The 14,009-nt window shown below is 55.4% G+C and carries 12 protein-coding genes; 6 read left to right on the forward strand and 6 right to left on the reverse strand.

Features of this window, described 5'->3' with window-relative positions; genetic code table 11:
• Window positions 1–5 precede the first annotated feature (5 nt).
• The 3 genes from murI to AC2FH0_RS03810 form a co-directional block, all read right to left on the reverse strand.
• Window positions 6–815: a glutamate racemase gene (gene murI, locus AC2FH0_RS03800; RefSeq protein WP_271946944.1), complete on the reverse strand. Its 810-nt coding sequence runs from the start codon at window positions 813–815 to the stop codon at window positions 6–8.
• Window positions 816–823: 8 nt separating this feature from the next.
• Entirely contained in the window at window positions 824–1,702 is an 879-nt protein-coding gene (locus AC2FH0_RS03805; RefSeq protein WP_271946941.1) for a lysophospholipid acyltransferase family protein, read from the reverse strand.
• 78 nt (window positions 1,703–1,780) lie between these two features.
• Window positions 1,781–5,200 carry an indolepyruvate ferredoxin oxidoreductase family protein gene (locus AC2FH0_RS03810; RefSeq protein WP_496788616.1) on the reverse strand — a complete coding sequence of 1,140 codons (3,420 nt, stop codon included), beginning with the start codon at window positions 5,198–5,200 and terminating at the stop codon, window positions 1,781–1,783.
• 169 nt (window positions 5,201–5,369) lie between these two features.
• On the opposite strand from AC2FH0_RS03810, the gene AC2FH0_RS03815 reads away from it, so the two are divergent.
• The 6 genes from AC2FH0_RS03815 to grxD all read left to right on the forward strand — a co-directional run bounded on the left by AC2FH0_RS03815 (window position 5,370) and on the right by grxD (window position 12,445).
• Entirely contained in the window at window positions 5,370–6,275 is a 906-nt protein-coding gene (locus tag AC2FH0_RS03815) for a LysR family transcriptional regulator (protein WP_142633997.1), read from the forward strand.
• Between the two features lie 277 nt (window positions 6,276–6,552).
• Window positions 6,553–8,802, forward strand: a complete 2,250-nt coding sequence (locus AC2FH0_RS03820; protein WP_271946936.1) for a mechanosensitive ion channel family protein — start codon at window positions 6,553–6,555, stop codon at window positions 8,800–8,802.
• A gap of 234 nt (window positions 8,803–9,036) precedes the next feature.
• A complete protein-coding gene (gene purL, locus AC2FH0_RS03825) occupies window positions 9,037–11,196 on the forward strand; it encodes a phosphoribosylformylglycinamidine synthase subunit PurL (RefSeq protein WP_496691347.1) in 2,160 nt (719 codons plus the stop codon).
• 134 nt (window positions 11,197–11,330) lie between these two features.
• Window positions 11,331–11,567, forward strand: coding sequence for a BolA/IbaG family iron-sulfur metabolism protein (locus AC2FH0_RS03830; RefSeq protein WP_142634001.1), 237 nt, complete (start codon window positions 11,331–11,333; stop codon window positions 11,565–11,567).
• A gap of 238 nt (window positions 11,568–11,805) precedes the next feature.
• Entirely contained in the window at window positions 11,806–12,081 is a 276-nt protein-coding gene (locus tag AC2FH0_RS03835) for a hypothetical protein (protein ID WP_282021284.1), read from the forward strand.
• A gap of 1 nt (window position 12,082) precedes the next feature.
• The gene (gene grxD, locus AC2FH0_RS03840) at window positions 12,083–12,445 is read left to right on the forward strand and encodes a Grx4 family monothiol glutaredoxin (RefSeq protein ID WP_281972151.1); all 363 of its coding nucleotides are present in this window, start codon (window positions 12,083–12,085) and stop codon (window positions 12,443–12,445) included.
• Here the strand turns inward: grxD and AC2FH0_RS03845 are convergent, their stop codons facing one another.
• Genes AC2FH0_RS03845 through AC2FH0_RS03855 form a run of 3 tightly spaced genes read right to left on the reverse strand, consistent with a single transcriptional unit; the run spans window position 12,446 to window position 13,937 of the window.
• Window positions 12,446–12,763: an MliC family protein gene (locus AC2FH0_RS03845; RefSeq protein ID WP_496700237.1), complete on the reverse strand. Its 318-nt coding sequence runs from the start codon at window positions 12,761–12,763 to the stop codon at window positions 12,446–12,448. It lies immediately after the preceding gene.
• A gap of 32 nt (window positions 12,764–12,795) precedes the next feature.
• Entirely contained in the window at window positions 12,796–13,191 is a 396-nt protein-coding gene (locus AC2FH0_RS03850) for a cell division protein ZapA (RefSeq protein WP_281994664.1), read from the reverse strand.
• Entirely contained in the window at window positions 13,191–13,937 is a 747-nt protein-coding gene (locus AC2FH0_RS03855) for a hypothetical protein (RefSeq protein ID WP_496788617.1), read from the reverse strand. Before AC2FH0_RS03855 ends, AC2FH0_RS03850 begins: the two co-directional genes overlap by 1 nt.
• Window positions 13,938–14,009 lie beyond the last annotated feature (72 nt).

Genomic DNA, 14,009 nt, shown 5'->3' on the forward strand with positions numbered 1-14,009 from the left:
CAAAGTCAGACAGCCTCGAAAGTAATTTGTCGTCGGAGGAACTGGGTGGCGCGATCACTGACAACGCCTGGCTTACCAGTGGTCAGATAACCGCCCTTTGCCGCACCCTGCATGTTCGGGTGCCGCTGCAAATAGTCTGCCAGACTTTCTGCAACCAGATCACCCTGGCTGAACACCTCAACGTCGGGTCCTAAGGCCTTCTGAAACGCCTCAGCCATTAAGGGATAGTGCGTACAGCCCAGAATTGCGGCCTGAGGCTCTGGCATCTTGCGTTTCAGGGCGTCCACATGGCTTCGCACCAGCGCTTCGGCCAGGATCATGTCGCCTTCCTCGATTGCATCAACGACCCCACCGCAGGCCTGCGCCTCAACATCTACGCCAATCGCACGAAAGGCCAATTCGCGTTGAAACGCGCGACTGGATACGGTGGCCGGGGTCGCAAACAAAGCGACATGTTTGACCGCGACTTCACGCGGCGGACTGTTGTCGCCCCATTGCCGCTCAGTCAGCGCTTCAATCAATGGAACAAAAACGCCCAAGACGCGCTTGCCTTGAGGCACGCCCTCTTCTTGCATCCGCCGCAAAGCAGCAGCGCTGGCCGTATTGCAGGCCAGAATCACTAGATCACATCCCCGGTTCCAGAGGTCGTTCACCGCACCCCGGGTCAGCTCATAGATATTCTCTACATCACGCACCCCGTATGGCGCATGTGCGCTGTCCGCGTAATACAGGAAATCAACGTCGGGAAGACGTTTCTGCGCGGCGTTCAGAACGGTCAGACCGCCCAAACCAGAATCAAAAATGCCTACTGCCATTTGCCCCTTTAGGCGCGATGCCGTTCCTCAAATTCATAGCCATAGTCATAAGATTTTAGTGGCTTTGGAGACAGCTCATACGTTGCTTTGCGCAAGAAATCCATCATCTTGCGCGTATCCTTGGCCAACGGGTCCAGAACGTCGCGGCCGATGGGCTCTCCGATCACCACTTGGACCGGGGTATCAACGCGTTTTTTGAATTCCTTGATCAGCAATCCCATGCGCAATGTATTGTGCAGATGGCTGGCGATCTGAAACAGGCGTGAGGTATGACCGTCAAAAAAGACCGGCACAACTGTCGCGTCTGATTTGGCAACCATCCGCGCCGTGAAGCCACGCCAGCCCGGGTCCATCGGGTACGAGAAAGGCTTTGCCCCTGTGCTGACGGTACCGCCGGGAAATATGCCAATCGCACCGCCCTCGCCCAGATAGTTCAAAGCTTTCTTGCGGGTCTCCAGGTTCTGCTTCATCGCAGCTTTTGTATCGTCGAATGAAATCGGCAGAACGACCCGATTCAGATCCTCTGCCTTACGAAACACATGGTTGGCCAGAATGCGAAAATCCCCACGCGTACTGGACAACATGTGCCCCATCATCAACCCATCCAGAATTCCATATGGGTGATTGGCAATCAGAATCAGAGGGCCATCACGGGGAATATTAGACAATGACCCGCCAACCACATCCAGAGACAAACCGTATCTCTCAACCATGACCGACCAGAAATCTCGCCCGTTGGCCACGTCTTTTTCGTACCCATCAGCACGCCTGATAAGGCGCAGGCGGCCTGTGGTGTTCTCCATAAGCTTGATGACCATCCGTCCGCTTTTGGTTTCAGCGGAATAGGCATAAGAAATGTCACGTGCAACATGGCGTCGCGAGGGCATGGAAGTCTCCGGTTTTGTACCTGCATTTTAAATGCAAGTAACAATTTTGCCTAGCTGTCGTGACACGGTTGTGACGAATTACTCGGCGGCGGCCTGTAATTCAGGTCCTCCGTTCCGTATCGTGGTCAACAATTCCTCTCTGCGTTTGGCGGCGCTCGCCTCATTCGCCTTAAGGACGGGTCCAAAACCTTTGATATCCAAGGGCAACTTAGCGAGCGAAATTACGGCATCCTTTGTTTGGATGGAAATCAGCGGATTGATCTCTCTGAGATCACGCTCATATTGCTTGATCAGCTCACGCTCCATTCGACGTTCGACACTATAGCCAAAGATATCCAGCGGAGTACCTCGAAGAACTTTTAGCCGAGACATGAATTTCAGCGGCTTCAGCATCCATTCGCCGAAACTCCGTTTGCGGGGTCGGCCATCTGGTCCTTTGCCACCAAGCAGCGGTGGGGCAAGGTGGAATGTCATTTTGAATTCGCCATCAAATTCAGCGGCGGCTTTCTCCCGACTGGACAGTAACAACCGGGCCACTTCGTATTCGTCTTTGTAAGACAACAGCTTATGATACCCTTTTGCGACAGCATCACGAATTTCTGCATCCTCAAACGAGTCAACGATTTTGCGGTAGCGTTTCGCCAAACGAGCGCTTTGATACTGGGTCAGATGATCTGCGCGGAACGCGATGACCTGCTCTGGTGATTTCGGGAGGTCGGAAACACTTGGCCGTAGAATCTCATCGACTTTTTCCGGGTGTAAAACCGCCCAACGACCGATCTCAAAGGCTCTTTTATTGCGTTCTACCGCCGTTCCGTTCAGATCAATGGCTGCAATCACCGCATCGAGGCTGACGGGTATCAGCCCGCGCTGCCATGCGGCCCCAAAAACCATCATGTTCGAATAGATTGAATCTCCCATCACTGCGCGCGCAAGCTCAGTGGCATCAAACAGGGAAACATCTTCTTTCAATCGTGCTTGCAGCGCCAGTTCCAGCCTCTCACCAGGAATCCTAAACTTAGTGTCGCGCGTGAAATCGCCGGTAACGGTTTCGTGGCTGTTGACCACCGCTCCGGTCTGACCCAAGCGTGTCAGGCCAAGTGTTTTGGCCCCGGCGGAAACAACCAAATCACCACCGATCAATGTGTCGGCTTCACCCGTTGCCACACGTATTGCACTGATATCATCTGGCCGGTTGGCTATACGGCAATGAATATGAACCGCACCGCCTTTCTGAGCCAAGCCTGCCATCTCCATCATTCCGGCGCCTTTGCCGTCAATCTGGGCCGCCTGTGCCAGAATCGCCCCGAGCGTGACAACTCCGGTCCCACCGATGCCGGTAATGACAACATTATGTGTGCCCATGATTTCAGGCAGCTCGGGCATCGGAAGATCGGGCAGATCAAGTTCGGTCGTCGCTTCTTTGCGAATCTTCGCGCCTTCCAGCGTTACAAAGGAGGGGCAGAACCCACTCAGACACGAAAAATCCTTGTTACAGCTCGATTGGTCAATCGCGCGCTTCCGGCCAAGTTCGGTTTCCTTGGGAACAATCGAAACACAGTTCGATTGGATGCCGCAGTCACCGCAGCCCTCACAGACATCCGTATTGATAAAGACCCTTTTGTCCGGGTCGGGAAAGGTTCCGCGTTTACGGCGACGGCGTTTCTCAGCGGCACAGGTCTGGACATAGACGATGACCGAGACGCCCTCATAGGTGCGGAATTTCTCTTGCACAGTCATCAGTTCGGCACGCTCAAAGCTCTCTACTCCTGCGGGTAAGGCTTTGAAGTTTACATCTTCTTTTTCGTCATAGACCAGCGCGACATGTGTGACGCCCATAGCCTTGACCTCGGCCGCGATCCTTTCGGCGGTCAGATCACCCTCATTGCCCTGCCCGCCCGTCATTGCGACTGCATCGTTGAACAGAATCTTGAAGGTGATGTTCGTACCCGCCGACAAAGCTGCCCGGATCGCCTGAACACCGGAATGGTTATAGGTGCCGTCTCCGAGGTTCTGGAACACATGATTGGTGGTCGAGAACGGCTCTTCCCCGATCCAGTTTGCCCCTTCGCCACCCATCTGAGTAAAGCCAAATGTGCTTCGATCCATCCACTGAACCATGTAATGGCATCCGATGCCCGCATAGGCCCGGCTTCCGTCTGGTACCTTGGTCGAACTGTTATGCGGGCATCCAGAACAGAAATACGGAAGGCGCGAGGCTATTTCCTCGGCATTGTCCGCCCGGCGCGCTTCGGTCAGCTTGGTCAAACCTGCGCGGACCCCGTCGGTATCACGGCCTTCTTCAATCAGGATACCGCCCAGCTTTTCTGCGATCATGTTCGGATCAAGGGCACCGCGGGTGGGAAACAGCTCTTCCCGATGCAGCGTCCCAGCACCGCCCTTGTACCAGCCATAGACTCGTCGACCACGGCGGTCGTCGAAGATCGCTTCTTTGACCTGAACCTCGATCAGCTTGCGTTTTTCCTCAACGATTACGATCAGGTCCAGACCCTCTGCCCAGTCGTGAAATCCGGCCATGTCCAGTGGGAACGTCTGTCCGACCTTATAGGTCGTGATGCCAAGGCGCTCGGCTTCGGCCTCATTAATATTCAGCAGGGAAAGCGCATGGGCGAGGTCCAGCCAGTTCTTGCCAGCGGCCACCAGTCCGATCTTTGCACCGGGTTTGCCCCAGACACGTTTGTCCATCCGGTTGGCCCGTGAAAACGTTTCAGCCGCAAAACGCTTGTAATCAATAATGCGCTCTTCCTGCAGATGAGGCGTATCGCCAAGCCGGATGTTCAGCCCTCCTTCGGGCATATCAAACTCGGGCACCACGACATTCATGCGATCGGGGTTGCCATCAACAACCGAAGTCACCTCTATCGTGTCCTTCATGGTCTTGAGGCCGACCCAGACACCGGCGAACCGGCTGAGCGCGAATCCGTAAACGCCGTAGTCGAGTATCTCCTGTACTCCGGCCGGGCTGACCACTGGCATGTACATATCAACCAACGACCACTCGGACTGATGCAGAACGGTCGAACTTTCGCCCGTGTGATCATCCCCCATGGCCATCAGAACGCCACCATGCGCCGCCGTCCCTGCCATATTGGCATGGCGCATCACGTCGCCTGACCGATCTACACCAGGTCCTTTTCCATACCACAGGCCAAAGACGCCATCGAACTTGCCGTCTCCCCTTAACCCTGCCTGCTGACTGCCCCAAAGCGCGGTTGCCGCAAGATCCTCATTCAGACCGTATTGAAAAGTGACATCGCTTTCTGTCAGCTGTTTCTGCGCGCGCATCATCTGCTGGTCGACCGCTCCAAGAGGCGATCCGCGGTATCCCGTCACCAATCCTGCAGTGTTCAGACCCGATTTCGTATCGCGCGCCTTTTGCATCAGCATAAGGCGCACAAGCGCCTGAGTGCCGTTCAATAAAACCGTGTTTTTGCTTAAGTCGAAACGGTCGTTCAAAGAAATTTGTGGCTTACTCATCAAACGCCTCCCCTCGTCAGATCAGTGTGCTTCATCTGCTTCCATATTAGGTCATAATAACTGACCTGCCTAGAGCTTATCCTCTGAAACGCAAGGATTTCGCCGTTTGAATGTGGAAGTTGTCACCTATTTCATATAGGCGTTCGGCAGGATAACGAAAGTTGCGGCGATGGATTGGGACAAGCTTAGGATATTTCACGCGGTTGCAGATGCGGGCAGCCTGACACATGCAGGCGATAAGCTGAACCTATCTCAATCGGCAGTCAGCAGACAAATTCGGGCATTGGAAGAGTCACTTGATTCGACGTTGTTCCATCGTCACGCCCGCGGTCTGATTCTGACCGAACAGGGTGAGCTGCTGTTCGACGCCACCTCGGCAATGTCCAAGCGACTGGACGCGGCAGCGGCGCGCATACGAGACAGCGAAGAAGAAGTCTTTGGTGTGCTCCGGGTCACAACCACATTTGGCTTTGGGACCCTATGGCTCGCTCCGAGGTTGCCAAAGCTGTATGAACAATACCCGGACCTAAATATCGACCTCATGCTTGAGGAACGCGTTCTTGACCTGCCAATGCGCGAGGCCGATGTCGCCATCCGTATGAAAGAGCCTAGCCAGGCTGATCTGGTGCGCAAGCGCCTGATGACAGTACAGATGCTGCTTTATGCTACCCCGGAATATCTAAAGGAAAGCGGTCAACCTGCCTCCCTCGAAGAAATCTCGAGCCATCGACTTATCTGTCAGACCCCCTCAGCCCCCCAAGTAGGGGCCAGTGCGGCAATGGTACGGCATCTGATGACCTATAACCCGGCGTCGTTGCTGACAGTGAACAACTATTTCGGTGTCTTGCAGGGCGTACTGCACAATCTGGGAATTGGCTTGCTGCCCGATTATGTCACGCATGATTTCCCACATCTGCTGCCGGTACTTTCAGACATCGAAACGGCTGACGTTCCTGTTTATCTCGCCTACCCCGAAGAGTTACGCCATTCCAAACGCGTGGCAGCCTTCCGCGATTTTGTGCAGGACGAGATCATCGCGCAGCGTAAACACCTGAAGAAAATGGGGAAACTATAGCTATGCGTCAACGTCATAGCGGACATGACGGACTATCACACTGAAACGCCTTGATCGTTATCAAACCGATGCCTAAATGAGCACTCGAAGGCGGTGATGCTGTAACGCTCATCATCTTCATACCTCCCTGTTGGACTACGGCCGAGCTTAGTGCTCGGCCTTTTTTTTGGTCCTGGCTTAATCGGTGACACCGAACAGCCGAAAACTGCTGGGAAATTTCCACCTCCGCGCCTATGATCCCGTAAAAGATCAAAAATTCGTGTTCGAGGGAAAATTCATGCACCATCCACTCCGCCTATTACTGGCGTTGATTTCCGCCATTCTTCTTGCGGTACCAGTACACGCACAAGACAGTGGGACCGCGTCGTCTACGGTCACAATTCCAGAGGACCTGACGCCCGATCAGGTTGATGGCTTGGTGGCACGTATGTCCGACGATCAGGTTCGCGCCATTTTGCTGGAACGGCTCGACGCGGTTGCAGAAAAGCAGGCGGCAGCAAACGAAAACCATGAAGATCCGCTTACCGAAATCAGTGAAATCTGGGCCGAGATGGTTACCTCTTGGACGCAGGTTTTGACCACATTGCCAAATATCGTCAGCGCCCAGGTTGAGGCGTTCAGCAATTTCTCAGCGAAATTCGGATCTACCGGGGTGTTTGGCCTGTTTGGGCTGATTCTAGCAGTTCTGGTGGCCGGATACGCTGCTGAAAAATTGTTTGGGTTTCTCACCCGCAAATGGCACGAAGAGCCCGATGGGAATTCCGATGCCGATCTTTGGAGCGCGGTACGTTACTTGTTCCGCCGTTTCTGCCGGGAAATCGCAGGACTTGTTGTGTTCTATGTTGTTATCCGGGCGATTGGACGGGGCTTGCTGACGACGGAACAGCTTACCTATGCCGCCCCATTCGTTTTCTACCTGATTTGGATTCCGCGTCTGGGCGCAGCCGCCTCACGCTTTGTGCTGGCGCCCAAAAAGCCACATTACCGGTTGGTTAACATAGACGATCATTGGGCCAAATATCTGCATCGCAACCTGATTGGCCTTCTTCTATTGATCGGCCTCACGCTCTTTATCGTACGGTTCAACTTGCTTAACGGTATCACCCCGGCCGATACGCGTATCGGTTTCTGGCTGAACGCTGGCATCCATATATACATTGGGATCATCGCCTGGACCGCGCGCGAAGGGTTGTCTCAGATGATGTTGGGCACGGACCCGGATCACACCAAATTCGATGAAAAGGTCGCTCATTACTATCCCTACTTCGCTATCGGCGTTTCGGTGGTGATATGGTTCCTGGTCGAATTCCTGATCGCACAGCGTGATCCCAGAACACTTGCCCTGCTTGGCAAAGGGCCACATTTCACGACGATGTTCTGGCTGCTGATCGCTCCAGCGCTTGATACGCTGATCCGTGGCCTCGTGCGCCATCTTCAACCCCCAATGTTGGGCGACGGACCATTGGCCGAACGCGCCTATAAATCAGCCAAGCGCAGCTATATCCGGATCGGTCGCGTGCTGGCGGGCCTGTTTGTGGTCTTTATGATCGCGCGGGTCTGGCAGCTTGATCTTCGACATGTCGCCTCTGCCGGGATCGGAACCGACGTTGGCGGTACGGTTATCGAATTCCTGATGATCATCGCTGTCGGATACATCTTGAACGAGGTCGTCTCACTATGGATCAACCGTCGTCTTGCCAAAGAACAGACAACGGCAGAAGAGCTGGATGAAGAGGCCGGTGGCGAGGGTGGCGGCGCAGGCGGCTCACGTCTGGCGACGGTTCTTCCCCTGCTGCGGATCACGGCGCAAGTCACGATTGCGGTCATCTTCGGCCTGCTCGCATTGGGCGCGCTGGGCATCAACATCACCCCACTTCTGGCAGGTGCCGGTGTCCTTGGTCTTGCGATCGGTTTCGGCGCTCAGAAGCTGGTGGCTGATATCGTCGGTGGTGTCTTCTTCCTTATCGACGATGCGTTTCGCGTAGGTGAATATGTCGATGTCGGCGGCACCATGGGCACCGTCGAGAAAATCTCGATCCGTTCGATGCAGCTCCGCCATCACCGTGGGCCCGTTCACACGATCCCCTATGGCGAGATTCAAAAGCTGACCAATTTCAGCCGTGACTGGGTGATCATGAAGCTAAAGTTCACCGTGCCGTTTGACACTGATCCCAACAAGGTGAAAAAGATCTTCAAGAAGATCGGCGCCGAGATGATGGCGGACGAAACCCACAAAGAAGGCTTCTTGCAACCCTTCAAATCGCAAGGTGTGTTCGACTTTGATGATGTTGGCATGATCATCCGCGGTAAGTTCATGGCCAAGCCGGGCAAGCAGTTCACGCTGCGCAAGGAAATCTTCAACCGGGTGAAGGCCGAGTTCAATGCCAATGGCATCGACTTTGCCCGCCGCGAAGTTCGCGTAGCAATTCCTGGTCTGGAAGAGGCCGAGAACCTTACCGAACAGCAAAAAGCTGCTGTTGGGGCCGCTGCGGCGGACTCGATCAACAAGGGAGAAACCCCAGCTTAAAGACCAGATACAGACGCCAAGCGGCTTTTGGGCCGCCTGGCAGGAAATACTATAGACGGAACCGGCCACTGGCGCGGTTCCGTTTCTTTTTCTGGGTACACAAAGCGCAGAAAAGCTCGAAATTGGCATATGCCGGTTACGTTATTCGACCCTGCGCTGACTTGGCCCTTCCCACAGACGCGCCCTTGCCCTACAAGGCCCGCAATCTCGGCCACCATGGATACAGGACAAACGATGCAAGAGCCCGCCATCACACCGGATCTGATTGCCGCGCACGGGTTGAAACCCGAAGAATACGAGATGATCCTGGAGATTATCGGGCGCGAGCCAACCTTTACCGAGTTGGGCATTTTCTCGGCCATGTGGAACGAGCATTGTTCCTACAAATCCTCCAAGAAATGGCTGCGCACCCTGCCCACCTCTGGACCCCAGGTGATCTGCGGACCGGGTGAAAATGCAGGTGTGGTCGATATCGGCGATGGTCAGGCCGTGGTCTTCAAGATGGAAAGCCACAACCATCCGTCTTACATCGAACCCTATCAAGGTGCAGCCACAGGTGTTGGAGGTATCCTGCGCGATGTTTTCACCATGGGTGCGCGCCCAATCGCCTCGATGAACGCGCTGTCTTTTGGTGAACCCGGCCACCACAAGACCCGTCAGCTGGTCAATGGCGTGGTCGAAGGTATCGGCGGCTATGGCAACTGTTTCGGCGTGCCTTGCGTTGGCGGCGAAGTCCGCTTTCACCCGGCCTATAACGGCAACTGCCTTGTGAATGCCTTTGCCGCTGGTCTGGCTGACAGTGATAAGATCTTTTACTCGGCGGCCTCTGGCGTCGGCATGCCCGTGGTCTATCTCGGTGCGAAAACCGGACGCGACGGCGTGGGCGGAGCCACCATGGCCAGCGCCGAATTTGACGACACGATCGAGGAAAAGCGCCCCACCGTTCAGGTTGGCGACCCGTTCACCGAAAAACGCCTGATGGAAGCGACGCTGGAGCTGATGCAGACCGGCGCGGTGATCTCGATCCAGGATATGGGCGCGGCGGGTCTGACCTGCTCGGCCGTGGAAATGGGCGACAAAGGCGGTCTGGGCGTGCGGCTTGATCTGGAAAACGTCCCCCAGCGCGAAGAGAACATGACAGCCTATGAGATGATGCTGTCGGAATCCCAAGAACGCATGTTGATGGTTCTCAAACCCGAGCTTGAGGCCGAAGCTCGCGCCGTTTTCGATAAATGGGACCTGGATTTCGCCATCGTCGGTGAAACCCTCGCCGAAGATCGCTTTCTGATCATGCATAATGGTGAGGTCAAAGCTGATCTGGTTCTGTCCAAGCTCTCGTCCACTGCGCCCGAATATGACCGCCCGTGGGAGGCTACTCCGCAGGCAGAAGACCTGGCCGACGTGCCTCAGATCGACCCGATCGACGGTCTGCGCGCCCTGCTCGCTTCGCCAAACTATGCGGGCAAGCAATGGGTTTACGAGCAGTATGACACCATGGTTATGGCTGATTCCGTGCGTACGCCTGGTCTGGGCGCCGGCATGGTTCGTGTACACGGCACCGACAAAGTTCTTGCTTTCACCAGTGACGTTACCCCGCGCTATGTGCGAGCCAACCCTGTAGAAGGCGGCAAGCAAGCTGTTGCCGAAGCTTATCGCAACCTGACCGCCGTCGGGGCATTGCCGCTGGCGACCACTGACAACCTGAATTTTGGCAACCCGGAAAAGCCCGAGATCATGGGCCAGTTCGTCGGTGCCATCCAAGGCATTGGTAAGGCCGTCGCAGCGTTGGATATGCCCATCGTGTCCGGCAACGTGTCACTTTACAACGAAACCGACGGTCAGGCGATCCTGCCGACCCCGACAATTGGAGCGGTCGGCCTTCTGGCGCACACGGACGAGATCATAGGTAATGAGGTCCGCGACGGCCACGTGGCTCTGGTCATCGGCGATACGCAGGGGCATCTGGGCCAATCCGCCCTTCTGGCCGAAGTGTTCAACCGCGAAGATGGCGACGCACCGCATGTCGATCTGGATGCCGAAAAGCGCAACGGAGAGTTCATCCGCGCAAACCGAGAGATGATCAAAGCCTGCACCGATCTTGGCGATGGTGGTCTGGCATTGGCGGCCTTCGAACTGGCCGAGGCAACCGGTGTCGGCATAACGCTTGACGACGCCTCGACCGAATTCCTGTTTGGCGAGGATCAGGCCCGTTATCTGGTCGCCTGCAACTTTGACCAGGCCGAAGCCCTGATGATTGCCGCAGGTCAGGCTGGCGTTCCACTGGTATCGGTCGGGCGGTTCACGGGCGACAGCGTCCGCATCGGCTCTTCTGAGGCCTTGCTTGATGAACTGACTGCCACTTTCCGCAACAGCTTCGCCGAAGCCGTCGCCTGATTTTGGGGCCTGCGCTTCTGAAAACCTGCACTTTGACAAGTGCAGGTTTTTGTCATTTCGGGGCGTCTATCTGACCCTTGCGCGCCCCGCCCCGGCGCACTACATCTTGAGAAAGACTTTCAGGAGAAACCTACATGCCGATGAGCGCCCACGAGATTGAGAACCTGCTGCGCGACGCGTTTCCCGATGCGGACATTCAGGTCGGCGGCAGCGACGGCGTACATATGTCGGCCATGGTCGTGGATGAGAGCTTTCGTGGCAAAAACCGGGTGCAACAACAGCGAGCAGTTTATGCAGCCCTCAAAGGCAAGATGGACGGCCCGGATGGCGACTTGCACGCGCTGGCTCTGACGACGAAAGTGCCTGAGTGAGCACGACTTTCTGGATTTACGGGATTTGCTCTTTGGTGGCGCTGGTTGGGTGCATATTGGTTGTTCGATCAGCTTTTTTGCCCGGCACCAATAAGAAAGCTCGCGGAAGCGAACCCGGCCAAGGAGATCAACTAATAACTCATGGCGTGCATACGGGCGGCCCAGGCGGTGGACACCCGACTGTGGCGAGGGTGACCCGAGATCCGCAGCAATACGCTAAAGCCATGGCTCCAAAAAAATGAGTACATGGCTGGCTTGGATATCAGCAATCGCGGCTTTGATAGTTGCCGCCGCGCTGATCGAGGCCTATGTGAAGCGAAACAGAAAGCGTAAACTGGTCGACATGCGTCCAAACCCGGACAAAATCAGCAAGGTTGACGGCATCGAGAGATACGGGCTGAATCCGCTGGCCCTGGCGCAGGCCGAACACCGACGGCTGGAAAAGGAAGGATGGGTCGCCGCCCCATCACAGGATGAAACGACCGCCCCGGATGCGGATGACAAGGAAAAGTAACATGACCGACGTGAAAACCCAGATCGACGAGACCGTCAAAGCCAATGATGTGGTGCTATATATGAAAGGCACCAAGGAAATGCCGCAATGCGGATTCTCCTCGCGCGTGGCAGGCGTGCTGAACTACATGGGCGTAGAATTTGCTGACGTGAATGTACTGGCCGACGAAGGCTTGCGTCAGGGGATCAAGGACTATTCTGACTGGCCGACTGTTCCGCAACTCTATGTCAAAGGCGAGTTCGTAGGCGGATGCGACATCATCACCGAGATGACCCTGTCAGGTGAGCTGGACACCTTGTTTGATGACAACGGTGTCGGCTACAACAAGGAAGCCGCTGATAAAATCAGGGAAGCAAACGCCTGATCAGCGACTGACGCAATTTCCCAATAAGACCTGCTCGCTGGCGGCATCTGCACCTGTCGCCAGAAAGCTCACCGTGGCGTCCCAGCCTTTGGAGCGCAGGATGTAAGTGCCAGTTGTTCCGTCGGATTCATAGCGGATACCAGAGCCGCTCTGAGCTTGGTGCAAAGTCACCAGCTTATTGTCGACCATCATGGCTGCCGCGCTGGATCCATCCTCGGCATTGAAATAGGCAACCTCAAGTGGCACGCCGTTATCACAAGTAAATGTGACGGGCAGAATATCGATCCCAGCCCAGGAAACCTGCGCTGACACAGACATGAAAGTTGCAATAGCAATAGTACGCATATTTATCATTTCGTTGACTTTTCTTCTATGAATGCCGCCATTGCCTCGGCCCGAGCAGCCAACTCTGCCAAGGTGTCAGTGACCGAAGGTGGAACCACGGCAACTTCAATTCTTTCCGGCTCGGGCTGTGGCATGCTACGCAGGTTCCGAAGCTCGGCTTCGGCCTCCGCCAGCTTATTTTCCAGCGAGTTGATTTTGTCACCTGTGGCGGCGGCTTTGTCTGCCAACATCAATCCAGCCATCAAAAGCATCCGGGATTCAGGCATCCGACCGATCTGATCCGACAATACCTGCGCTTCATCATCCAGCAATTTTGCAGCAGCTTGCAGGAAAACCTCTTCGCCTTCTTGGCACGAAACCTCAAAGCCGCGCCCCCCGATTTGAATGGTCAATTCAGGCATTATTCCACCTCTCCTTCGGCCAATTTCGCCTGAGACAGCAACGGTTCCAACCGGGCCAGCACGGCATGTGCTTCGGCCGCATCGGTGGCCTGTGCTGCGCGCGTTGCCTCAAGCTCGGCAGCTGTGGCACGGTTCAACAGATCCGCATCGGTCATTCCGTCTTCTGCAGCTGCGCGCAGCTCTTCGACCGACATTCGTAGTTGTTCGTTGGCTTTGCGCATGCGCTGTAGATCATCATCCAGACGCGACATCGCCGAGCCATGGCTACTGCGTTCGGCGCGCAGCATCTCTAACTCAGCGCTGAGTTCCGCCACGCGTTCACTATCCGCCAATTCCGAACGAAGACGGGCATTTTCGGCTTTCAGTTCTTCGACAACATCCTGATCTTCCAATGCTGCCTTTGCGCTTGCCAACTCGGCCCGTGCGGCTTCGACCGAGGCAAGCTGTGCCCTGGCATCGTCGAGTTGCTCGCGCAGCGCTGCACTTTCCTGATTATCGGACGGGGTATTACGCAAGCCTTCGATTTCTAGGCGCATGGCATCGACTTCGGAATCGTGTCTTTCTTTTAATGATCTGAGACGCTCTTCAAGTTGAGCATTCGCAACCCTCTCATCATCCAGAGCTACACGCAGAGTGTTATCTTCTCCACCGCTGCCTGCGCCAACTTCCGCCATTGTCGCAATGCCGGATCCAATCCGATCCATCGCGGCCACAATACGGCGTTGTAGTTCTTCGATCTGGCTCATGCCCCTGCCACCTTTTTATCAAGGTTCCTTGTTTCGCGAGGTTATCCGAATCAACCTTGTACGCGTCTTGGC

This window comes from Ruegeria sp. CDSC051, assembly GCF_059610665.1.